Source organism: Allorhodopirellula solitaria (assembly GCF_007859855.1).
Classification (GTDB): domain Bacteria; phylum Planctomycetota; class Planctomycetia; order Pirellulales; family Pirellulaceae; genus Rhodopirellula; species Rhodopirellula solitaria.
Genome location: NZ_SJPK01000029.1, coordinates 1 through 24,274 on the forward strand (window position 1 = coordinate 1; position 24,274 = coordinate 24,274).

The window sequence follows — 24,274 nt, forward strand, 5'->3', positions numbered from 1 at the left end:
GAGCGATTCGTACAAATTCCGCATCTGCGTTTCAACATCGCCTCGGTAAACATTCTTCATCGCTGGCCTCCGTGGAAAGTGACGAAACCAGTTTACACGATTCCCGAAGTTGTTTCCGAACAGGTCCTAAGCGTCAGAATTCTAAACATAGAAATTGTCTCGGCAGGCAAATTGATGGGAGGGAGGGTCTTGCGAAATCAACATTGACTCGCCACGGCGAAGTTGCACGTCGCAAGCACGGATTGTTCATCAAATCGCTGGTCTTGATAAGCATGTCAGATGAGAATTTTCGGTGGAAGATGCCGAGAGCCACCGTCCTGTTGATTGGCCACAAGGATCCCGCCAGCGAGTTGTGATGAACGAAGTCAATGCCTTAAAAATCCCGCACCCTGGATGACTGCCACTCAGATTCCGAGAAGAACCCTATCATCCCTTTCGGGATACTTGTGGGTAATCGACAGTTCGTCGGCTCCTGTTGATTGCCCACAAGTTTGCTCCCCCGTGTGCTTGTCACACGCCGAAGCGACGTTTTCAAATTAGAAAACCGCGGTATCGACACATGTTCCCCTGTCAGCTTGCCTGACAGGAAACCAAGTCGATCAACTTTGCTGTCATGCGGGGCAAGCCCGCATGGGAGCGGGGTGAATGCTCCATCTCGATCTAATCACAAAACGGAGATTCCTGTCAGACAAGCTGACAGGGGATCCGGTTTTGTGGGGAATGACCAGTTCGTCGCCTCGTCCACTACCAATTCGCCGCTTATGGATCACGCGATACGACGGAACGCCCAGCTGAAATGCGTCACTGCATTGGCAGACGGAGCAAGCCTATGACAGCGTTCAGCGAACGCCGGGGGTTCGCTCAGGAGTCGGCCGCGATCTCTTTGATTTGTTTGGTCGCGATACCGATGGGGCGTCCCGACGGGACGCCAGCGCAGGCCAGTAGCGTGGTCAGCAGGTCGCCTTGGTTTCCCTTCACATCCGGCAGGAAGCGTCCTGTATTGATCGAGCCGCCGCCTTTGCCTGCGATGACGAACGGTAGGTTTTCTCGGGTGTGCTTGTCGCCGTTCTCGAGCCCGGAACCCCACATCATGATGCAGTTATCTAGCAGTGTACCGTCGCCTTCTCGCAAGCTGTGCATTTTCTTCACCATGTAGGCGAACTGTTCGATATTGAACTCCGTGATCGCGGCCACCTTCCGCACTTTCTCGACATCGTTGTTGTGGTGGGTGGTCGAGTGGTGTTGGTCGTTGAAGCCCAGTTCGGGATACGACACACCGTTCGGGGTCGAGCCAATGTAGGTACAGACGCGGGTCGTGTCGGTCTGAAACGCGAGCACGTTGAGATCGCACATCACCTGCATGTATTTGCTACGACGGTCTCCCTCGGGGATCTTAATTTCGATCGGCGGGGAATCGGACTCACGGGTTCGGCTCGGTCGGACGCCTGCCTTTTCCAAGGCCGCTTGCTGCTGACGCATTTCGATGGCGGCAATCCGTCGTTCGACCGAGCGAACGCTGTCCAAATACTCGTCGAGTTTTCGCTGGTCGGCGACCGGCAAGGTGCGGCGCAGTTCGCGTGCGCCGCCGAGGACCAAGTCCAGCATATTCCGGTCCATAGGGCTCATCGCCGAGGACATACGCCCGCTGCCGGCTGCGGTCTTGTTGAACATGCGATTGAGCACGTTGCGTGGATTGGTCTCGGCGGGGACCGCCTGCGTCGGAGAGCGAAAACTGCAGTGTGAATAGTAGGCTTCGTTCAGCCCCGCTTGATTCTCTTTCCATGTTTGCGGCATGGTGGCAAGTTCTAGGGAAGGCAATGCGGTGAACGCACCCAAGGCTCCGGCCGCGATCTGATCGGCCGAGATTGAGATACTGATCTCATCCCGCTTGTCCGGCGACGGCAACGCGGCCGTCAACCAAGTTGAAAGTTCGAGCGCGTGAGGTGCGCCTTTGAAAGGACCGTTGGGAACCCCCGCGATCCCCTTCATCATCAGACATTGATCGAGCACGGGCCGCAGGGAGTCGAGTGCCGGCGGTGGCGAGGTGAGGAAACTCGCCGCATCGGTGGGCCAAAACTGATCCATGATCACACCATGCGGCATATACATGAACCCCAGCCGCACGGGTGGATCGAATGCATTCTTGTCGCTCGCTTCGGCCCAACCCATCGTGTCCAAAAGGGGCAAGGCAAGAGAAACCCCCAGCCCTCGAAGGCAGGCGCGACGATCAATCGTGGTGTTCATGCTCATGGGATTGCCTCAGTAGGAGTAGTTGTTGAGGAAATGGAATTCGAAAGGAGTCAGTTGATCGAGTTCGGAAATACCGGCCGGAGTGTTTGCTGTCGATTCGGACGTTTTCATGTCATGAAAATGTCAACACGCCGTAACGCGTCGCGTTGTTGAGTCGAGACGCGTAAGAAAAATGTGGCGTAGTGGGCGAAGCGACGTGTCCATTCTCTTTCTGCGATCGATCGGAACTTAGGGACTCGTCGCCTCGTCCACTACAAAACTTGTTCCTTATGGCTCACCCGACGGAAGCGAGCGCCCGAGGTTTTCAAGGCATGGCTCCAGTATCGAAGGATTTAGTTGTGGGATGTGATTATCAATGTTAGACTGGCACTGCCGGGAGAAACGGAGCCGAGCTCTGCAGAGGTGCGGGCTTGGCAAGGGATATCTCGGTCGCCAGCGTTTCCCTGCAAAAGCGGTACGCCAATGGTGTTGTCGGTCCCTGGCGAGCGTTTGTTCGTCAGGGACGCATTTTTGAACGATCATTGAATACGAGAGCCATGCCTCAAAAAAACTTCCGCGGTGCTCTGCGCACGCGCCCGTCGGATGAACCTTCCTTACTCCGTTCGACGGTGTGTGAAGGGATAACTGGTGACGACCGCCGTGACGAGTTTCTGCATCGGGTAACCATCCTGAGCAATCTCGTGCATCAACTCATCGACCACAATCTCGTCATAGCCTTCGAGTTGACGGCATAGTGCATAGGCTAACATTTTCTCGACCAGATTTCGAGAAAAGTCATCGAGGCGTCCACCGATCATCGCCTTCAACTCTTGCGGATTCGAGAAGCGACCTCCATCGGGAAGCTCACCGGACGCGTCAATCGGCTGACCGTTATCGTCCTGATCGCGCCAGCGGCCGATGGCATCAAAATTCTCTAGCCCAAATCCGATCGGATCGAGCAAACGATGGCAATTGGCGCAGACCGGGTCCTTGCGGTGCAGTTCGGTGCGCTCGCGGAGGGTGAGACTGGCGACGGATTGCTGGTCCTGTTTCGCCAATTCCGGAACGTCAGGGGGAGCCGAGGGGACTTGCTCACCGAGCACCTGCTGGAGCACCCACACGCCGCGAATCACGGGACTGGTGCGGTCGGGAAAGGATGTCGCCGCGAGAACGCCAGGCATCCCCAACACACCGCCTCGATTGTCGTCCTCTAGCTGGACTTTACGCATCTCTGGCCCGTCGACCGTGTCCTCCAAGCCATAGATGGACGCCAGAGTTTCGTTGAGGAACGTGTAATCACTGTCGATAAAAGAAGCGATACTTTGGTTTTCGCCGACCACGCTCGCGAAGAACAAACGCGCCTCGTCGTACATCGCCGCCCGCAACGGACCGGTCATCTCGGGGAACTTGGCCGGATCAAATGTCTTGCTGCGTAAATCTCCGATCCCGAGCCACTGGGCACCGAACCCGTCAAAGAGTGCTCGTGAGCGAGGGTCCTCCAGCATGCGTTTGACTTGCGTTTCCAGAACGTCGGGTTGGTGGAGCGACTCAGAATCAGCCAGTCTCATCAGCTCGTCGTCGGGCAACGTCGCCCACAGCAGGTACGACAAACGGGAGGCGAGTTGGTAGTCGTCGAGAGGCACGATCGCAGCATCACCATCGACTTCCTCCGCTGGAGTGATGAAGAGGAACTGGGGAGAAACGAGCATGGCCTTGACCATCAGACGCATAGCGGCTCGGTACGAGAGATCATCTCGTCGTCCCAAGTCGAAGACGTTGACGAGCACGTCGAGTTCAGCATCCGAGGGCGGCCGGCGGTAAACCCTCTTCGCCAACGGCTCAGCAGCCTGTCGTGCTGCTGCCCGATCGCTATCCTTTGACGCGGGAGCTGCGCCCAAAAATTGCTGCTGCCACTGCGTCGGTGGAGAACCGTCAGCAGCCCAAACCTCGTTCAGGACGTCTTCGGCAATCGAAACGTACTGCTCGAGCTGGATCGGAGAGAGCGAATTGAGGTACCCCTCGCCACTGACTTCATCGGGCAAGGCGTCTGCGATCGCGGGATCGACTCCGAACAGATCACGCAGCGTGTTAGCGTATTCGGTTTTTGTCAAACGGCGAATCACAAACGTCCCAGGATCCTTGGGACTGAGGTATTTGACCTGGTCAAGCCATTTTAGGAACATCCGACGTTCATCATCCGTCGGCTCCTCCATCCCCTCAGGCGGCATGTCGTGAGCTTTCACCCGGGCGGCTGCCTTCTTCCACTTCTCGCTGAAGGCAGCGTGCCCCGGAGTGTCCAACGCGGGAGTGAAACTGAGCCCCGCCTCGGTCGGTCGACTGTTCTGATGACACTCCAGGCAGTAGGTCTTGATGAACGGGGTGACGTGTTTTCGAAAGAACTGATGAGCGTCAGCTTTGTGCTCGGCGAGATCTGTGTTCGCTGCCGACTCGGCTGAGCAAGTGCCCGAGCAAACGCACACGATGCCCAAAACCACCCCGGCCAAGGCGTCACGGAAAGATCGTGCTGCGGTCATGTTCACTCGAAATCCCATCGGGCCTCCCTTTCGAAATTTGTTCATTGTGGCTGTTGGCTTTCTCATGGCACCCAAAACATGCTACCAGCTCGGCCCCCGCCGGTGTTGGTTGGAGACGGTTCCGCCCGAGCGAACATGAGGAGTGGCGCCGGGCGCGTTATCGAGGCTGATCTCCCCAACAATGTGGGCTCATCCGACGGAAGCGTGCGCTGGAGGTTTTGGAGCAAACTAAGCAACGCACGATCAATTTCTGTCATAGTGGACGAGGCGACGAGTCCAAATCCGCAGGACTCGTCGCCTCCTGTTGATTACCCACAAGTATCCCGTCAGGGATGATAGAAAATAGCCGTCGGTCAGCGCAGCGCCACCTACGGTTGTTCATTGGCAGTGGAGCGTCGACCCCGAAGTGGGGCGCAGACCTCGTCGTGGACGATCTGCAACCCCATTCGGGGTTGGCACGCGCGTTTTTCGGCGTTTCCGGTGGTGTTCGCTGCGCTCGACCACCGGCTATTTTCTTCAACGCCTCCGGCGTAGGAAAACTTGTGGGTAAAGGACAGCTCGTCGCCTCATCCACTACGAAAACCGACACTTATTCATCGTGTGTTGCTTAGGGACATACCAGGCATGGATCCAGTATCCAGTGACTGATTTGTCGGAGCTGATAGCGAATGTTAGACTGGAGCTGCCGGGAGAAACGCAGCCGAGCTCTGCCAAGGTGCGGGCTTGGCAGGGGATATCCCGGTCGCTGCTACGACAATGCTGTTGCCGGTCCCTGGCGGACATTCATTTGTCAGGGACGCATTTTTGTAAGATTATTGGATACGAGAGCCATGCCTAGAAAAACCTTCCTCTGTGCTCCGCGCACGCTTCGGTCAGATGAGCCACAATTTGTTCCTACCTGTTTAGGAGTCACTTTTGACTGATTCCAAGAGAGACGGTAAAACGATGCAGAGCGATTCTGGCCAGGGTCCAGGCAAACCTTCATTTGAGCGAGATCTCACGACAGCTTGCGATCCGGCTTGCCCGGTTTGCGGAGGCAAACTCGTCGACATCCGCGGCAAGTTGCAATGTTCGGCATGTCACCGAATCTGTGAGACGTGTTGTGAAGGCGGTCGCGGGTAGCGGCGAGGTGTAACGTGATCTCCATCGGCGACCTGATCATTCGACTTTGCAATTGTGGATTCGGAACCATCGAAGCGGCACGTCGCTTCTTTGGGCGACCGGATGTTCAAACAATCTCGACATCGGAGCTGCGTTCGGCGTTGAGCTCGGATGACGTGCCGCCGGTGCTGGTCGATGCTCGCAGCGCTGCCGAACAGAACGTATCTCGGATCCCCGGAGCGATCACGCAGCAGGAATACGAAGCGGAGATGGACACGTATGCGGGCCGGCGAGTCGCGGTTTATTGCACCGTGGGTGGACGCAGCTATCTATACGCCCGGAAACTAGTAGCCGCCGGAGTGGACGCGGCGAACTACCGCGATGGAATCCTGGGCTGGTGCCGAAAAGAGTTGCCACTGGAATCGCCGGAGAAACAGCCAACGATTGCGGTGCACCCGTATTGGCGAGTTTTTCACGTTCCGGATCAGTACGACGTGAAGACTTGACGCTATCTGAAAAAAAGCGTCTCGTTGGGGAGAGGCCGAGCACTCGAAAAATACGGCTCATCCGAACGGAAGCGTGCGCGGAGCACAGGGGAAGGTTTTTCTAGGCATGACTCTAGCATCCAATAATCTTACAAAAATGCGTCCCTGACGAACGAATGTCCGCCAGGGACCGGCAACACCATTGGCGTACCATCGACCGAAATATCCCTTGCCAAGCCAGCACCTCTGCAGAGCTCGGCTCGAATGGCGTGGACTTAAGCGATTGCCGCCTGTGAAACATCCTTCCGTCGAGCTTGTCTCGGCGGAGGAACCAACTGGCAGCTACCGAAAACATGCGAAGTAGAAACGGTGCTCCGTTTCGGACTTGTCCCGGCGGTCACACGACTTGATTCGCTGATTCCGCCGGGACAAGCCCGGAGCGGAGATCGATCTGGCGAGGGCGTTTTGCAGGTAGCTTGCAGTTGCCGCTCCGCCCGGACAAGCCGGACGGAAGCGAAAACAGATGCTCGTGAAACTCGAGTAAATCGCTTATGTCCACGCCATTCGAGCTCGGCTCCGTTTCTCCCGGCAGATCCAGTCGAACACTCACTATCACCTCCGACAAATCAATCATTGGATACTAGAGCCATGCCTCCAAAACCTCCAGCGTACGCTTCCGTCGGATGAGCCAAAAATACGGCAATAGGATGCAAGCTGTGGACGAGCCCTCCCCGGAAGACTCGCGAAAGGCTCGTCTTCCGACCCTCCCAGCTTCGCCGGGCGGGTGAAGGGGATGCGGCCGGTGGAAGAAGCCCTACGAATGGATGGATTGAGATGGGAGATGACACAGCATCTGATAGTTCGGTATGGAGACACCACGGCACTCTACCTGTTGGGCTTGCAGGACGCGGAAGTGCATCCTCTCGAAAAACGGCTTTGCTGTGATGCTAGCGTCCGTTGTGATCGACTCCAGTTCAAGTTTCTGGGCATCCGCAACGAGTCGTTCGACCAGTGCTCGGGCGATTCCGCAGCGTTGATGATCAGCAGAAACAAATAGGCGGTCGAGATGTCCGCTGGTCGTCATGTCGCTAAACCCGACAATCTGAGCGTCGATACACGCGACATAGGCGAAGCGGTCTTGAAAGCGAGTTGCCCAGGCCTCGAGGTCCACCGCTGCGGGCGCCCACGCATCGAGTTGGTCCCGGCGGTAGTCAGCCTTATTGACGCGATGAACCGTGTCGCGAAATAAACGCCAGCACGGTTCAGCATCGACCGGGGCAAATCGCCGTAACTGGAACATCTTCAGTTCTGTGAATCGTTTGGTTGCAAGAAGCCGAGATGATGGGCGGCGTGCAGCCACATGAATTGCCGCCAGTCTTCGACGTCCAAGTCATCCAAGAACGGATAGTTCTCGATCGGCCCCGGAAACTCAATCGCTCGCCGAATCGTGGCAATGCCGTGGTCGATGATGGCATCATCATCGGGGCCATCCGGAGAAGTCGGCTTGAGTCGCTTGAGCGTCGGAACGCTCGACATCTTGCGAGTCTTGAGGATGTGGTAAAACACCCATTTGACCACCGTTGATCGCAGGATCCGAGGCAACCGGAATCCAAATCCATCCATACCGCCACTCATCGTCACGGTGAGATGTTCACAGACCTGCGTCAGGTTCCAATTCTTCAGCTGGGTATAGCCGCCTCGGCGAAGTCGCTCGATCTCCGCGATCGCTTCCTCACCGGTGTGAAAATCGAGTGTGCGTTTAACGTTCATGGAGGCGAGCAGTGGTGAGAGGGCCGTGGGCCGTTGGGGCACGCGTCTATTGGGGCACGGGTCTATTCTCTGGCCAGCAGCACGAGCACGCAACTGCCATCATCGATGACGTTGATGCCGGCCTCGCGAGCCGCCTGGCTGCCCTGCTCATCTTCGGCGCCCGGTTGCATCCAGATATTCTTCACGCCCGCCTCGATCGCCTCAGCAATCACCTTCCGCGTGACCTGCGGCGGCGTGATGATCGACAGTGATTCGGGGACGACCGGCAGGTCGGCGATCTTGGGAAATGCTTTATGCCCTTCGATCTCTTCGGTAACCGGGTTAAGCGGGTAGGTCTCTCGCCCTGATGCCAGCAGTGCCTGAAAGACCTTGTATCCGTATTTGTGTGTCCGAGCGGACGCACCCGCGACGGCGTAGGATTTAGCAGAAAGGAAAGTTTGGATTTCGTTCATGGATGTTTCCGGTGTTGTTCGCACGCTCAAACCAGCGACCAAGATCTGGAACGCCATCGGCGTGAGAAGACCTGTGGGGAATCGACAAAGGTACTCGCTGGGATGTGAAAAGCAAAGTGATGCCGATCACCACCGGGGCGGCATTCGCTGAGGGGGGCGGAGGGAGTTGGCACATTCCTTCTCCCGAATCTCGCTCTCTCCCTGCTTTCGTTTTCTACCAGGGGCGCAACTCGCAGGCAATTCATGCTGAGGGATGCTATATTGGCCCAAAAGCAATATGCCGGCATGCCCCGCCCCCCCGTCCCTGTTTTCGACCATCATTCATCAGAGAGAGACCTTCATGAAAACGATTCGCATGATACCGCAGGCCGTCCTCGCGATCGCGATGTCAGCCGTTTGCGTCGCGGCAGAAAAGCCGAATGTGGTGGTAGTGATCACCGACGACCAGGGCTATGGCGATTTGGCGTTCACCGGGAACCCCGCCATCCAGACTCCGACGATCGATAAGCTGCGCAGTCAGGGAACGTTGCTCAACAATTTCCACGTCGACCCGACGTGTGCCCCCACCCGTTCGGCCCTGATGACAGGTCGCTACTCCGATCGTGTTGGTGTATGGCATACCGTTCAAGGTCGCAGCATGTTGCGTAGCCGCGAGACCACGATGGCCAATGTGTTTGCAGAAAATGGATATGCCACCGGACTCTTTGGAAAGTGGCACCTGGGCGACTGCTACCCCTTCCGTCCGGAAGACCGGGGATTCCAGCACTCTGTCTATCACAAGGCCGGTGGCGTCGGTCAAGCACCTGATTATTGGGGTAACGATTACTTCGACGACACCTACGTCGTCAATGGTGAGCACCAGCGTTTCGAAGGATACTGCACTGATGTCTGGTTCGATGAAGGCATGAAGTTCATCCAAGCCAACCAGGACAAACCCTTCTTCGCCTACATTTCCACCAATGCCCCGCACAGCCCATACAACTGTCCCGAAGAGTACTCGGCCCCCTATCGAGGCAACCCTGACGTTTCGATTCCCGAGTTCTACGGGATGATCACGAACATCGACGACAACATGGCCAAGTTGATGAAGATGCTTGACGACCAGGGATTAGCAGACAACACCATTCTCGTTTTCATGACTGACAATGGTACCGCGGGTGGCCTGAAGGGCGACCGCGGTTACGACGGCGGCATGCGGGGCAAAAAAGGTTCCGAGTATGATGGTGGCCACCGGGTTCCCTTCATCATTCGTTGGCCCAACGGTGAGATCGAAGAGGGGAAATCGGTTGAGCGATTGACCGCTCACATCGATATCCTGCCCACGTTCATTGAACTTTGTGGCCTCGATGCACCGGAGATTGAGTTCGATGGAAAGAACATCAGCGAACTGCTCTACAGCGATGGAGACCAATGGTCCAATCGTGCTCTGGTGGTGGAATCGCAGCGTGTTGTCGATCCCATCAAATGGCGAAAGAGCGCCGTGATGACCGACCGCTGGCGTCTGATCAATGGTGAAGAAGTCTTTGACATGAGCGATGACCCCAAGCAAACCGATGACCTGGCGTCGGAACAGTCGGCAGTGCGTGAACGATTGCGACGTCAGTACAACGATTTTTGGAGTGACGTTTCCCGCGAACACAACCTGACCAGCTACATGGTGATCGGCGCCGACGAGTCACCTATCGTATCGTTTTCGTCGCACGATTGGTTGATTGATAAACTCCCACCATGGCACCAGAACCACATCAAGAATGGTGACGTCGCCGAAGAATCCTTTTGGGCGATCGAGGTCGAGCGTGATGGCGAGTACGAAATCTCACTACGACGCTGGCCAGTCGAAGCGGACAAGGGGATTAACGATGGCACTTACGGCAAAGCATTTCATTTCGAGCAGGCCCGCCTGAAGATTGGCGATATTGATGAGACCCAAGACATCCCGGAAGGGGCTAAGGAAGTCACATTCCGTGTTCAGTTGAAGAAAGGCGTGACCCGTTTGGCGCCCGTGTTCATCGGCCCCGACTTGACCGCCACCCCTTACTATGCCTACGTGACACACCGTCCGGTTCCAGGTTGGCAGACGCCTCAGGGAATGGGCAAACCTGTCTACGATCCCAACTACGGTCGTGTGCCGCCGAAGGCAAGAAACTAAGCACACCGGGAGAAATGATTCCACACAACTCTTGTGAACCATCCGGCGCTAGCCGCGGGTGACAGTGGGAACCCGCGGCTAAAAAGGGTGTCGATTTATTGAGCCGAGACGCGTCAGGAACGCGAGAGCAATGAATCGCGTATTTGACGAGGCAGCGAGCTGTTGATCCCTCACAAAACCAGATCCCCTGTCAGCTTGTATGACAGGAATCACCGTTTCGTGATAAGAACAATGGAGCGTTCACCCCGCTGCCATGCAGGCTTGCCCCGCATGAGAGCAAAGTTTGTCGGCCTGGTTTGGTTCATCCGACGGGCGCGTGCGCAGAGCACCGCGGAAGTTTTTTTGAGGCATGGCTCTCGTATCCAATGATCGTTCAAAAATGCGTCCCTGACGAACAAACGCTCGCCAGGGACCGACAACACCATTGACGTACCGCTTTTGCAGGGAAACGCTGGCGACCGAGATATCCCTTGCCAAGCCAGCACCTCTGCAGAGCTCGGCTACGTTTCTCCCGGCAGTGCCAGTCTAACATTGATAATCACATCCCACAAATAAATCCTTCGATACTGGAGCCATGCTTTGAAAACCGCGGGCGCACGCTGCCGTCGGATGAGCCCTTGGTTTCCTGTCAGACAAGCTTACAGGAGAACGCGTGTCGATGACGTGGTATTCTCATTTCAAAACGTTGCATCCCGTGTGACAGGCACACGGGGCATCGTCACGATGGTAAGCCGACGCGTCAGCGAGGAAAATGCAGTGTTTTGAGTGGCGAACAATTGATCCTCGCTGACGCGTCGGGTTACCAAGACCGCTTCGCGGTCGAAAGTAGATGGCATCGGCCGTCAGGGCCTCGGCTCACCATTGCGGGGCCAATGTCGATTCCATCGACAAACTGTTACGGCACTCGGCTCATGATTGCGACTGGTCTTGTGGGGAGCTGGCAGCTTGTTGCCTCGACCATTCCAAATCTCGACCGAAATAATTCTTGTAATTCCGAACCGCATCCTCAACGACGAGAAACACATGCTACGCATTTTGGTTGTCCTATTGGTTCTGACGACGAGCAGTTTCAGCGACGCAATCGCTGAGTCCTCGCCTCAGAGCGTGAGTTTCTATGTCTCGCCGAGTGGCTCGGATGCTTGGTCAGGCACATTGGCTGACACCGATTCCAGTGCAAACGACGGCCCTTTCGCCACGATCACGCGTGCTCGCGACGCGGTTCGGGAGCTTAAAAAGAAGGAGCCGGCGGACATTGTCGTGCAGATTCGCGGTGGAACCTACCCATTGAGCGAAACGGTTATTTTCGGTCGGCAGGATTCCGGAGAAGGCGATGCGACGATCACCTACGAAGCCTATCCGGGTGAGACGCCTGTTTTCTGTTCATCGAGGCCCATTACGGGATGGCGACGAGCAGACCAGGCTCTTCCGGGGCTGCCGCAGAAGGCGCAGGGCAAGGTGCTGGTCGCTGACGTCAGCGGCGATTTCAAGTGTCTTTTTGATCAGGACGGGATGTTGCCACGTGCACGCTCGGCGGGTTTCATTCCGCTCAAGGGCGGAGGTCGAGATCGACTGCACTTTCCCAAGGGCATGCTAAAGGATTGGCCAAACGTAACCGACGTGGAGATTGTTGTGCGTCCGCATCACGCTTGGATCGTGAACATCCTGCCATTGAAGTCGGTCGATGAAGAGAAGCAGATCGCCTATACGTCGGTGGACGCGACCTACGCGATGAACTCATTGCATTTTCTAAGAGAATCAAAGTCTTGTTGGGTCGAGAATGTTCTCGAAGCACTCGACGAGCCAGGCGAGTGGGTGCTCAACACCGATCAAGGCAAACTCTACCTATGGCCACGAAGCGAAGGAGAGGTTTCAGCACCTCAGTTGCAAGAGCTCTTTCGCGTGGAAGGCGACGTGGACAAACCCGGACCGCACGATGTGCCGGTGCAGAACCTGCACTTCCGCGGCTTGACTTTCCAGCATGGCGATCGCTTCACGCTTGCCAATGATGACGCGGGTCTGCAACACGATTGGGAGATGCACGACAAGCCGACGGCATTGGTTCGTCTGCGTGGAACCGAAAACTGCGTGATTGAGAAATGCCGTTTTGCGCACAGCGGCGGTGGAGCGATCCGGGTGGATTTGCATGGGATGAACAATACGATTTCAAGCAACCATATCGAGCAGATGGGCGGTTCCGGCATTTTGCTCTGTGGGTACGGCCCGGGCAGCAAAGACGTCAACAAGAACAACTTCATTGACAACAACCACATCCATCACGTCGGCAGACTCTATTCGCACTCACCAGGCATCATGCTCTGGCAGAGCGGTGAAAACCGCGTCGCAAACAATTTGATCCACCACACGCCTTATACGGGATTGATCATCTCGGGCTGCATGACTGACTTTTTTTCACGATCCGGACGCGAGTTGACCCGAACCATTCGCTGGCACGAGATCGGTGACCGGCCAGGCAAGCGGACGCAAAAAACCCTTCAGGAAGTGCGTCCGTTTCTGCACACCCGGAACAATGCCATCGAATTCAACGAGATCCATCATGTCATGCAGGAACTTGGCGACGGTAACGCGATCTACATACGCGGCGCGGGGGCGGGGAATGTGATTCGTCGCAACTACGTTCATCATCTCGTCGCACCAATGATCATGCAATGTGCGATCCGAACCGATGGCGGGCAGATGGATACGACCATTGCCGAGAACGTGATTTACAAGTGCACCTCTCAGGGCATCATGTTGAAGCTGAACACGCGTGTGGAAAACAACATGATTGTGGACGTGATCGCGCCGCCACGTGGTTACTATCTGTCTGTTCGCGAGGGACCTTTGACAGGGGCGACTATCGAGCGCAATGTCTTCTTCGCGTCCAGTTCAGAATGCGAGTTCATTAACGAACTCGGCCCGGGCAAGGGAAGAGTGAACGAGGACCGGCGAGGCCGAGCGTTGGCCCGTTCGGCAGATGCCGAGACGGACTACAACGTCTATTACTGCGCAGCCGACCACAGGGTCGGTACTGAGATGCTCGAGCAGCAGCAGAGCAAGGGCGTCGACGTCCATAGCCAGGCAGCCGACCCGCTGTTCATCGATCCAGAGAACGGAGACTTCCGGTTCCAGCCGGATTCGCCCGCTCTGAAAATGGGGATTGTGCCCATCGACGTTTCCGAAATGGGCCTGCGAAACTGAAGTCGATGGCAGCCTCGAGAGGGTGGGTGGCCGTGTAGATATGGACACCCGGGGCAATGAACACGTGGTCTCCAATTTGAACAGAGCAAACATCCAAGATCACGCAATCCATGTTGAAATACACATGGTTGCCCAGAAAGATGTGAGTGCCATCGTCACATCGAAATGGCGGCTCGATCGTCACACCCTCTCCGTGCCTGCCAAAGATCTCAGCGATGAGAGTGCGCCGGAGTTCCACATCCCGCGGATGGCTGTGATTGAAAGCATGGTATCGCTCACGGGCGAGCATCCTCGCCTCGACCACTTCAGGGTCGGCCGGATCGTATCGTTCCCCGGCGAGCATTCGTTCTCGCTGCGTACTTATTGGGATGTTGCGACGAAGGTAACTGGGAATGAGAGGGAAGGGGTATAGAAAGGACGAGCGCCAAATCGGTCGAGGCGTGGGGCTGTTCGTTACGAAAGCCGGGCGCCGTTGGGAACGGTTTGGTCGGGGACGGCAAGGATGACGCTACCATCCTCACGATAGAAACCCACGATGAGAAACTGAGACTGGATCGATCCGATCTGTTTATCGGGAAAGTTCACCACGCCGATGATTTGGCGGCCGATGAGTTCGTCTTTCGTATAGTTGACAGTGATCTGAGCACTGGTGCGTTTACTGCCTAGATCGGCACCGAAATCCACTGTCACGATGTACGCCGGTTTGCGTGCTTTGGGCAAGTCCTTCACGGCGGTGATCGTACCGGCGCGCAGATCCACCTTGTCGAAATCCTCCATCCTGATGATGCCAGACCCCGGCAACTGAGACCCCATGAGCATACCGATAATCTCATCGACACGTCGCTGCCTCGTCTCCGGCTTCTTGGCAACCGCAATACCGTGGACGACACTGCGTCGTTTTCCAGCCGTCCACGTCTGCCACGCAGCCATCGCCGCGTCGTTGGCATCGAGTTCGGATTGCAACTCCGCGGGTAATTCGACGTGGTCGGGGTCGGCAACGTCAAAGCTGACGTTGACCGAGTCTCCCGGCGAGACCCCACACAGCTTTTGAAGCTTCTTGGAGACCATGAAGTACCACTTGCCCTTGGTCGGCATCAATGCGCACTCAATCCGAATGCCGTTGACTTCGCCCTCGATTCGCAGCCGCTTGGAATTACTAAAATCCAATCTGCCGATGATCTGGCTGGGTACGTAGACCAAGTTCTCATCGATCTTGGCAGTGAAGTGATGCGGGTACTCACTCATATCGATGTCATTTTCAAGACGGAGTTAGGGGTCGTTGCGATCGATCCCCAGAGCATAGGACCTAAGACTACCGCTGAGAATCCGCTGCGTCATCGCCGCCTATTGAGGGGTTTCCGCAGTCGGCAAGCTGCTGCAATTCGTCCTTGCTCAGAGCCCGGTCGAACACAGCGACACCGCCGATCCATCCAGTAAAGCCAACGCTGCGGCTGCTGTGAATCACGCGGCCGATCGTGAACGGCCCGCCACTGTTGCTATCCTCGGGGGAAAAGATGCCGTGCGGATACCACCATGGATTGAGCCGAAGCCCGACGAGATCCCTGGCCGTTTCAACGTACTCTCCGTCCGGGCCACGCTCCAGTGTGACCCGGAGCTTGGTGTAGCGGTAGTGGCGTCGCTCAACGCGCTGCTGCCCATCCTCCTGGATCACTTCCACCGCGACTGGCCTCTCCTCCGGCGGATTGTAGTATTGGTCGGCGGGGAAGTCTTCATCTTCGCCCTGTTGCATCCCGGGCTGACGATGATAGTGCCCCTGCATGTAGGCGTTGTACGCGTAGGACAACAACCCGTTGGACTTCGGATTGTCCATCCAGCGCTGGCCAGCGACGCCGTTGAGCCACCCGGTGATTTCGCTTTTCGAGTGATCGAAGGTCATTGCGAAACACTGCCAAGACCTCGCGAGTTCAACATCACTCGCAGCGGCGGAAACAGTAGGCGTTTGCTCCAACGAATTGCACTTATGCAGAGCGTATTTATTCTGAAACGAGCTGCCACCGTTCTCCGAAACGTGGCCACAGGCGCTGCCGGCCTTATTCAAACCCGCAAATAATGCATATTGCCGCTGGCCAGGCTCAACTTTCGTAATGTGTTCGGTAGACGACTGTTTGAGGTCCGTGCCTTCGTGCCAGATACCAGCCAGGGCATGATTGCCACTTTCACGAATTGCCCAAACGACAACTGTCACCGACTGCTCCTGCCCCTTGATATCCAGGCGAGTGTCATGCAATCGCGACCTGGGCACGAATAGGAACGGGCGAAAGTTCGGATCCGTCTCCGCTCGAATTCGGATCGCCTGTCCGAACGGACCGATGGCTCGTTGCGGAAAGTCAGAATAAGTCGCGGGCCGCCCCTCGCCCCAGAAGTCGCGGACGTAGTTGGCCGCATCCAGTGGATAACCGGCTGTCCCATCGGCATCGACGTACGCCACGAAGCGATGTTCGCCGTCGGGCTCACGGTTGGCAAAATCCCAGAAGGCGACCAAGCCAGGCGTGTCGACGACCAGCTGCCGATTGGACTCGTGCCCATCCGCCGAAGCTGACAGAGCATGAACGAAGAGCTGCAGAAAAACAAACGAGAACGTGAAATGCCGGCGCATGATTGAAATCTCCTTGGCCGAGCATCCTATCAGAAACGACGCGGCGATTTGCAGTCAGGGCATTCCCTCGGTCCATGGCACCGGCTGCGATGTCAGTCTCGAGCGATGAACTTGCAGAAGCGGCTAAGGTCTCCCTCGGCGGCGTGAATCTCGTAGAGAAACGCCAATTTGGATTCTTCAAACTTCACGAAGAAATCCTCCCAGGAGATCTCCTCGAGCTGGCCCCCACTTCCCTGGCCGGGGAACCAAACCCGTAACAGACCGACATCTGCGCTAGAATGAGTGGATGCCACTGCGGCCGGTTTCCCCCCGCGGTCCTCGATCCATAGGCGAATCGTGTCGTGATGAGTGGTCTGCGTATTCGCTGACATACCTTCCCTTTTTTCCGTTTGTGCGAGTGAACAATAGACTGGCCACGCCTCGAATCGGCAGCAATTCTGGCCGTGTGACCCCGTTGCAAAGCCGTATTCGAAGCGATGACACGGAACGCCTGTGATGCAAACTACGGACCAAAACAGAAGGCATGACGGGACCTCCGGCGAGGGGTTCTGGTAGGATGCTGGTCAGCGTCCGCGAAACTCCGTCACGCCCTACTCGATGGCACGCCGTTTGCTTCCTACTTTGGTAAATGCCCAGTGCTTGGCATCTTATCTCGTTTTGCTCTTCGCTGAGACGTGGATTCCGAGCGGAGACGTGCTTGCACGCCACGAGCGAACGCGCTGATCACTCAGCAGATCATGCCGCGTTGAAATTCTTCGCTGGCATCGACTTCGGCTCCAACTTGGCCGGATCCATTCCTCTCGCACCCTGTGTAGTTCGATGACAACGATACTTCTAGTAGACGACCACGACGACATCCGTGACATGATCGCGCGGCAACTTCAACAGCGGGGCTTCGCAGTCGCGACTGCGAGCAATGGACTCGAAGCGGTACTGCAAACGGCACAAGTCGCACCGGCGTGCATTCTGATGGACATCAATATGCCGGAGCTCGATGGTATCGAAGCGACAATGCAAATACGGGCGGCCGATACTGAACAGCGAATCCCTGTCATTGCGTTGACCGCATATGCCTTGCCGGATGACAAAGACCGGGCGTTGGCAGCGGGATGCGATGCCTTCCTCCCCAAACCGGTCGATTTCGATCAATTGTTCCAACAGATTTCTGAATTGATCGGCGAAGAATCTCCGCAGGATTAGAGCGTGCGAGACTTCCCCGGGGCATGCGCCTCAATGAAACGATGCTGCGTTTTCAGCAGCGTTTCCAACAACCTATGAGTAAAAAATGAAAACTGGAACCTGTCGCTGCGGCCGTCGCATCTTTTTCAACAATCACTCCTGTCTCGCCTGCGAAGCGATACTGGGTCGCTGCGATGAATGCCGTTCATTGACGAGTTTCACTTCGCACGGAGAGCACGCGGAGTGTGATGTATGCCATACGAGCGTTCATGCTTGTGAAAATCAGAATTTTCACGTCTGTCGATCCTACGTCAGTGATGCGGACAAGCTCTGCCAGTGGTGCCAGTTCACCGCGGTGACACCCGACACCAGCATCCCTCAACAGGTCTCGCAATGGGCGACGATGGAATCGGCAAAGCGTCGATTGCTGCTCGAGCTACATCGACTTAGCCTGCCTCCCTACGTGGACAATCTGACAGAGTCGCACCCGCTATCGTTCCTGTTTCTTGCCGACACGGTCGACGAGCAAGGAAACGAAAAGCGGATCATCACGGGTCACGACCAGGGCGTGATCACAATCAATCTCGCTGAGGCAGACAGTGTCCACCGCGAGCGCACCCGTGTCGAACTGGGCGAACCCCAACGCACTCTGATCGGCCACATGCGACATGAAGTTGGACACTATATCGACTGGGCTTGGGCGATGCAGGTTGATCCGGAGGGCTATCACGCGCTCTTCGGTGACCCCCAGGCAATTGACTACTCCCAAGCGATGGACCATCACTACCAGAACGGGGCCCCCGAGAACTGGGCCGAAAATCACGTGAGCGCCTATGCAACGATGCATCCATGGGAAGATTTCGCTGAAACGGCCAACCTGTACCTCGACATCATGGCGATCGCGACGACGGCGAATGATCAGGACCGAGCCCATTTTGATCTCTCACCGCAAGCCGACATGCCGAAACTCGTCAACGAAATCCTTCAGATCGTCGTCGAGGCCAGCGAATACAATTGCGACTTGGGACTGGCACCGCTGCTACCGGAGCAATTGCCTCCCGCGGTGATCGAGAAACTCGCTTACGTCCACAGCCTGCGTCGACACGACACCGCGCCGGCTTAGCAACGCACGATCAACTTCGGTCGTAGTGGACGAGCTGTCGATTACCCAAAAGCATCCCGAAAGGGATGATAGAAAATAGTCGTAGGTAAGCGCAGCGCCATCTACGGTTGTTCGTTGAAGATGGAGCGTCGACCCCGACGTGGGTCGCAGATCCCGTCATGAACGATCTTCCACCCCATTCGGGGTTGGCACGCGCGTTTCGCGAAGTTTCCGGTGGTGTTCGCTTGCGTTCAAACCACCTGCTATTTTCTGAAACGCCGTCGGCGTACGAAGACTTGTGGGTAATCGACAGGAGGCGACGAGCTGTTGAGCAGCTCATCGGTTCGTCCAATGCGACACTTGTTACTCACCCCTTCCTATGCGGCCGGGTGAGCGGTGCTACCCGGTGCCTCACGGCGCTCGGCTCAGTATTGTGGCGACGCTGGCGATTGAGTGTGCCGAGGCGGCTTGACGTCGGCTGACGCCATCGGCAGGGGTTGTGTCGGCCTGCGGACTGAAAACGCGGAACGCGTCTGCCAGAAAATCCGTGTCAGCCCCGACCTTTTCGCAGCCCAGACCGATCTCAAAGCAGGCCTGCTCCCTCGCCGCCGCCAGCATTCGTCTGCCTCGCGTCCGGCCCGCCCGTGCCTACTCACAGGGCACAACATGCCCATCACGCAGGCAAGTGCGACAGCCAGCGAGACAGGCGACTCCTCCATAAAACACCGTGTTTTATGGGTCCGATGCGATTCCAAAGGTGTTTGGCACGGCGCGTGCTTTTAACCGTGCTCTACAGGTGTAGCTTCGACGCTGCGCGCGTAACAGGCAAATACGAGCTACCGGTACTTAGGCGTGACACAGAACAAACGAAAGACCGTTGTCGCTGGCAACGGCATGGCCGGGCAGCGATCTACAGCAACGCGGATTGAATTCGTAACCGAGCGAACCTGCTCGGTCATCACTCTCTGTGAGTACGCCCCCCGCACGATCAAGATGGCCGTCAGCGGTTGCGGACGCGAATGCGGATGTACTGGGGAGCAGCCGCAGGACATTGGGCTGAGCACAACGGGTTCGAGGGACAACCTCTCCGGATGTGTCAACGGCAGTACCGAGTCTCGACACGCGGTTATGTTCGCAACCGAATTGGAGGAAGCCACGGCAATGTAATACATCAACCTGCGCATTCTTCAACTCTTCTCCCTACGTCAAAACTGAGGACCGCCCTCCTATGGCTTATCTCGCCCCCGCTGAATTCACGACCAAGATGGTCGACTCAGGTGAATCGAAAATTTTCATGTCCACCCGAGACACCGTGATTCGAGCCTTCATGGCCGGAGCAACGCTCGCCCTCGCCGCGGTCTTTGCGATCACAGTCAACGTCCAGTCCGGCCAGCCGCTGCTTGGCGCGGTGCTCTTTCCGGTTGGTTTCGTGATGCTGTACCTGATGGGATTCGACTTGCTGACGGGAGTTTTCACTCTCTCGCCACTGGCGCTGCTGGACAAGCGACCGGGGGTTACACTCGGTGGCGTTCTGCGCAACTGGGGGCTCGTCTTTGTCGGCAACTTCTGTGGTGCTTTGATGGTCGCGGTCATGTTTTCGATCCTCTTCACCTACGGGTACAACACGGAGCCGAGCGAGGTAGGCCAAGTGATTGCGGGAATCGGTGAAGCGCGAACACTGGGGTACAAAGCCCATGGCATCGGTGGCATGTTGACGCTTTTCATTCGGGGTATCCTGTGCAATTGGATGGTGTCGATGGGTGTGGTAGGCGCGATGATCTCAACGAACGTTTCGGGCAAGGTGATTGCCATGTGGATGCCGATCATGCTGTTCTTTTACATGACGTTCGAGCACTCCGTCGTCAACATGTTCCTCTTTCCGTCCGCCCTACTCATGGGCGGCGAATTTTCATTGGGCGACTACCTCGTTTGGAATGAAATCCCCGTCGTGTTGGGCAACATGGTCGGCGGCATCGCTCTGACCGGACTGACTCTCTACACCACGCACGTTCGGACGGCGCCGAATCGCGTCGTGGTCGACGCCAAAGCCGCCTAATGGCCGAGCAGCTCGACCTGGCGATCGGTCAACACTCCAGCCGAGGATTGAAGCCTTGCAATCAAGACTTTCACGGCATGTGCTTGCCCGATGAGCCGCTGCGGTCGACCAAGGGGATTCCGGTCGCCTTGGCCGATGGGATCAGCTCCAGTGACGTCAGCCAGGTTGCGGCAGAGACCGTCGTCAAGGCGTTTCTGAACGACTACTTCTGCACGTCGGAAGCCTGGACGGTCAAGCACTCCGTATTCAAGGTGCTCGTGGCAACCAACGGATGGTTGCACTCGATGACACGCCAAAGCCAGTATCGCGATGATCAGGATCGGGGCTATGTGTGTACGTTCAGCGGGTTGATTTTCAAATCGGCAACTGCACATCTCTTTCATATCGGTGACACACGAGTTTACCGTTTGCGATCGGGTCACCTCGAACTGCTCACCGAAGATCATCGGATATGCGTGACTTCACGCACCAGTTATCTGACGCGTGCAATCGGCTTTCGCGACGATCTCGAGATCGACTATCGCTCACTACCGCTCGAGAAAGACGATGTGTTTCTCTTGCTCAGCGACGGTGTCTATGAGTTTCTCAGCGATTCCTCCATTCGCAGCATTGTTGACGATCACGGCGACGACTTGGATGCTGCGGCGGAAGGGCTCGTTGAGACAGCGCTGCAACAGAAAAGTACTGACAACGCGACCGCGCAGATTGTCCGCGTGGCGGCGATCGCACCGACAACGCTCGACGAAGCTCACGCGGAACTCACCGATCTTCCATTCCCGCCCATTCTGACTCCGCGTGACGAGTTCGATGGCTACCGCATCGTCCGAGAACTCCATGCGAGCAGCCGCAGCTACGTGTATTTGGTATCGGACCTTGAGACCGACGAGCTTTTCGTTTTAAAGACGCTTTCCACTGAACAGCAGTCAGACCCCGATCATCTCAATCGCTTTCTGACGGAGGAGTGGGTGGCCCGGCGGCTGAACAATGCCAACGTGCTCAAAGCGTATCTGCCAACACGTAAGCGACGATACCTGTATACAATCACCGAGTACGTCGACGGGCAGACCCTGACGCAGTGGATGATCGATCATCCCGAGCCGACGCTCGACGTTGTGCGAAGGATTGTTCAACAGATCGGCAAGGGACTGCAAGCCTTCCACCGCCAAGAGATGTTGCACCAGGACCTACGTCCTGAGAACGTTCTCATCGATCGCGAAGGAACCGTCAAAATCATCGACTTCGGTTCGATGTGGGTGGCGGGGTTGGCAGAATCTACCTCGCCGTTTGCCCGCAGCAGCCAACTCGGTACGGTTCAGTACATGGCCCCAGAGGTATTGCGAGGTGAAGCTGGAACGGCGCGATCGGACGTCTTTTCCCTCGGTGTGATCACTTACCAGATGCTCACGGGCCGGTTGCCCTACGGCCCGCATCTGGCGCGGACCCGCACCCGAGCGGCCCAGAGCAAACTCAGATACACGACATCGATCACACCAGACAGTGATATACCGGTTTGGGTGGACGGCGCACTCGCCAAGGCGGTTCACCTCAACGCGAATCTTCGCTACGAGGAGCCCGCTGAGTTTGTCTACGATCTCTGCCACCCTCGTAAAGAGTTCGTGAAAGAGGGAAAGCCGCTGCTTTTGCGTGATCCTGCCACGTATTGGAAACGCGTTTCCCTGGTTCTCGGCTGGACGCTCATCGCGGTCTGCATCGCGTGGTTGGTCTCCCAGCAATAACTCATCGGTCACGACAAGAGATCTACCAGGAGTGGCGCCGCCACGGTAATGAGAACGAGCGAGACGGGGTAGGCAGCGATGTAACTGGTGACCGGTTCGCTGGAATCGGTGGACCCGGTCAGTGCAGCGAGGCCGGGCGTCGAGGTCATGCCGCCGCATGCTGCCCCAAGTGCCTGCCACCGCGACAAGCCGAAGCCATAACTCGCCATCAGATAACCGACGGCGAGTGGCAGCGTGGCGATCAAAATCGCGACAAAGCACAGTACAGGTCCTTGCTGACGCAGCACCTCGCCAACATTTCCTCCCGCCTTGACGCCTGCATCGGCCATAAAGAGCGCCAGCCCTCCCTCGGTCATCAGGATCTGTGCTGCAGGCGGGAATGAGCCAACGATGGGTCCGATCCGGCGGAAATGCCCAAGGATTAAACCGACGCATAGCGGTCCGCCAGCGATCCCAAGAGAGACTGATACCCCGGCCCACTGAATCGATATCTGGCCGACGATGATTCCCACCGCGAGGCCAATCGCGAGCGATAGCAAGTCGGTTTCATTAAGCGTTCGCGGGCGGTGACCGGCGACTTTCTGCAGTTGAAACAGGCCTACGGGTTCGCCAACCAAGGCCAGCGTATCACCGAACTCGACCCGGGTCTTCGACGATGGAACGAACTCTTGGTCAATCCGACGGATACGCGTCACGGTGACTCCGAACCGCGATCGCAAGCGGAGCTCTTTCAAAGTGTGACCATGGATTTCCGGTGACGTGACGACGACCTCTTTGCGTTGACTATCCGCGTCGAGGACAACGCCCTCGTCATCGCCGAGCACGCCGAGCGCCTCAGCGGCAAGTCGCCCGCCCTCCTGCTGGCCAACCAACATCACGCGATCGCCGAGCGAGAAAACGTAGTCCGAGGGAGTCGGACGCCAACGCTGATCCAGAAAAACTCGCGAGATCTGACAAGGCAGGTCCGCGGAGGCAGCCGCTTCACTGGGCCGCTTCCCGACCACTCCGGGGTTCGCGATCTCGACCACGTAGCGTTTGATATTGGACTGATTCTCCTGGCGACGTGCCGACCGCCGTGTCTTATTTTTTTCTGGCTCTGGCGGCGCCCCGGCCGGATGGTCACCTGAATCGCTGGCTGACTCAGCCTGCTTGGGGATCATCAGTTGCACGAACAAGACGATAATCGCAATTCCAAATGGATAGGCAACCCCGAAAGCGACAGCCACCTTGTCAGGCTCAGCGACTGCTTCACTGGCAGCCCCCAGGGCAGGAGTGCTCGTCATGGCCCCGGCCATCAACCCCGACGCAAGATCACCTGGCAAATTGCACAGCTTGGCACAAACCCAGGTCGTGACCACGCCCGTCAATACCATCACCGCTCCGAGCGTGGCCATGACACGGGCATTGGACAGCAGCCCCCGAAAGAAAGTGGGGCCAGCTGAGATGCCGATGCAGTACACGAAGATCGCCAGCCCCAACGTCCCCAATCCATCGGGTATCGTGACGCCCAAATGACCGGCGAGTAACGCCACAAACAGGATCGCCGAGGTTCCGATCGAGATCCCCCAAAGAGAGATCTTTCCCAGCCCCAAGCCAAGAGTGATGATGAGCAGGAGTGCGAGGATGGGGGTCAATTGTCAGTATCTTCCATGCTGAGTGAATAACA

Annotated in this window: 19 protein-coding genes; 9 read left to right on the forward strand and 10 right to left on the reverse strand. The window is 56.8% G+C overall.

Features of this window, described 5'->3' with window-relative positions:
• On the forward strand, positions 1-207 hold a 207-nt coding region (locus CA85_RS25500; protein WP_222435519.1), incomplete at its 5' end, for a hypothetical protein.
• Between the two features lie 654 nt (positions 208-861).
• Here CA85_RS25500 and CA85_RS23360 read toward each other — a convergent pair.
• Entirely contained in the window at positions 862-2,250 is a 1,389-nt protein-coding gene (locus tag CA85_RS23360) for a DUF1552 domain-containing protein (RefSeq protein ID WP_146393913.1), read from the reverse strand.
• A gap of 593 nt (positions 2,251-2,843) precedes the next feature.
• Positions 2,844-4,763 carry a DUF1592 domain-containing protein gene (locus CA85_RS23365; RefSeq protein ID WP_222435520.1) on the reverse strand — a complete coding sequence of 640 codons (1,920 nt, stop codon included), beginning with the start codon at positions 4,761-4,763 and terminating at the stop codon, positions 2,844-2,846.
• A 1,136-nt stretch (positions 4,764-5,899) separates the two neighbouring features.
• Here CA85_RS23365 and CA85_RS23375 point away from each other — a divergent pair.
• A complete protein-coding gene (locus CA85_RS23375) occupies positions 5,900-6,370 on the forward strand; it encodes a rhodanese-like domain-containing protein (protein WP_146393920.1) in 471 nt (156 codons plus the stop codon).
• Positions 6,371-7,163: 793 nt separating this feature from the next.
• On the opposite strand, the gene CA85_RS23380 is transcribed toward CA85_RS23375, so the two are convergent.
• The 3 genes from CA85_RS23380 to CA85_RS23390 form a co-directional block, all read right to left on the reverse strand.
• Positions 7,164-7,649 carry a GNAT family N-acetyltransferase gene (locus tag CA85_RS23380; protein ID WP_146393922.1) on the reverse strand — a complete coding sequence of 162 codons (486 nt, stop codon included), beginning with the start codon at positions 7,647-7,649 and terminating at the stop codon, positions 7,164-7,166.
• 2 nt (positions 7,650-7,651) lie between these two features.
• Positions 7,652-8,119: a DUF1569 domain-containing protein gene (locus CA85_RS23385; protein ID WP_146393923.1), complete on the reverse strand. Its 468-nt coding sequence runs from the start codon at positions 8,117-8,119 to the stop codon at positions 7,652-7,654.
• Positions 8,120-8,181: 62 nt separating this feature from the next.
• Positions 8,182-8,571: a CoA-binding protein gene (locus CA85_RS23390; RefSeq protein WP_146393925.1), complete on the reverse strand. Its 390-nt coding sequence runs from the start codon at positions 8,569-8,571 to the stop codon at positions 8,182-8,184.
• 340 nt (positions 8,572-8,911) lie between these two features.
• On the opposite strand from CA85_RS23390, the gene CA85_RS23395 reads away from it, so the two are divergent.
• Together CA85_RS23395 and CA85_RS23400 are read left to right on the forward strand one after the other, a co-directional pair.
• Positions 8,912-10,720: an arylsulfatase gene (locus CA85_RS23395; protein WP_146393927.1), complete on the forward strand. Its 1,809-nt coding sequence runs from the start codon at positions 8,912-8,914 to the stop codon at positions 10,718-10,720.
• Between the two features lie 1,023 nt (positions 10,721-11,743).
• Positions 11,744-13,918 (forward strand): right-handed parallel beta-helix repeat-containing protein, encoded by a 2,175-nt coding sequence (locus CA85_RS23400; protein WP_146393929.1) that lies wholly within the window; start codon positions 11,744-11,746, stop codon positions 13,916-13,918.
• Here the strand turns inward: CA85_RS23400 and CA85_RS23405 are convergent.
• From CA85_RS23405 to CA85_RS23420, 4 genes are all read right to left on the reverse strand, one after another.
• Positions 13,815-14,261: a maltose acetyltransferase domain-containing protein gene (locus CA85_RS23405; RefSeq protein WP_146393931.1), complete on the reverse strand. Its 447-nt coding sequence runs from the start codon at positions 14,259-14,261 to the stop codon at positions 13,815-13,817. The genes CA85_RS23400 and CA85_RS23405 overlap by 104 nt on opposite strands.
• A 110-nt stretch (positions 14,262-14,371) precedes the next feature.
• Entirely contained in the window at positions 14,372-15,163 is a 792-nt protein-coding gene (locus CA85_RS23410) for a tRNA-binding protein (protein WP_146393933.1), read from the reverse strand.
• A 67-nt stretch (positions 15,164-15,230) separates the two neighbouring features.
• On the reverse strand, positions 15,231-16,535 hold the full coding sequence (locus tag CA85_RS23415) for a LamG domain-containing protein (protein WP_246113096.1): 1,305 nt from the start codon (positions 16,533-16,535) through the stop codon (positions 15,231-15,233).
• A 92-nt stretch (positions 16,536-16,627) separates the two neighbouring features.
• Positions 16,628-16,906 carry a hypothetical protein gene (locus CA85_RS23420; protein WP_146393937.1) on the reverse strand — a complete coding sequence of 93 codons (279 nt, stop codon included), beginning with the start codon at positions 16,904-16,906 and terminating at the stop codon, positions 16,628-16,630.
• 448 nt (positions 16,907-17,354) lie between these two features.
• On the opposite strand from CA85_RS23420, the gene CA85_RS23425 reads away from it, so the two are divergent.
• From CA85_RS23425 to CA85_RS23445, 5 genes are all read left to right on the forward strand, one after another.
• The gene (locus CA85_RS23425; protein WP_146393939.1) at positions 17,355-17,735 is read left to right on the forward strand and encodes a response regulator; all 381 of its coding nucleotides are present in this window, start codon (positions 17,355-17,357) and stop codon (positions 17,733-17,735) included.
• A gap of 85 nt (positions 17,736-17,820) precedes the next feature.
• Positions 17,821-18,837, forward strand: a complete 1,017-nt coding sequence (locus CA85_RS23430) for a putative zinc-binding metallopeptidase (protein ID WP_146393941.1) — start codon at positions 17,821-17,823, stop codon at positions 18,835-18,837.
• Between the two features lie 831 nt (positions 18,838-19,668).
• Positions 19,669-19,983, forward strand: a complete 315-nt coding sequence (locus CA85_RS23435; RefSeq protein ID WP_146393943.1) for a hypothetical protein — start codon at positions 19,669-19,671, stop codon at positions 19,981-19,983.
• A gap of 61 nt (positions 19,984-20,044) precedes the next feature.
• A complete protein-coding gene (locus CA85_RS23440) occupies positions 20,045-20,872 on the forward strand; it encodes a formate/nitrite transporter family protein (RefSeq protein ID WP_146393945.1) in 828 nt (275 codons plus the stop codon).
• On the forward strand, positions 20,872-22,608 hold the full coding sequence (locus CA85_RS23445) for a bifunctional protein-serine/threonine kinase/phosphatase (protein WP_146393947.1): 1,737 nt from the start codon (positions 20,872-20,874) through the stop codon (positions 22,606-22,608). The genes CA85_RS23440 and CA85_RS23445 overlap by 1 nt, the downstream gene beginning before the upstream one ends.
• An 8-nt stretch (positions 22,609-22,616) precedes the next feature.
• Here CA85_RS23445 and CA85_RS23450 read toward each other — a convergent pair whose 3' ends face one another.
• Positions 22,617-24,242 (reverse strand): aspartate:alanine exchanger family transporter, encoded by a 1,626-nt coding sequence (locus tag CA85_RS23450; protein ID WP_146393949.1) that lies wholly within the window; start codon positions 24,240-24,242, stop codon positions 22,617-22,619.
• Between the last annotated feature and the right edge of the window lie 32 nt (positions 24,243-24,274).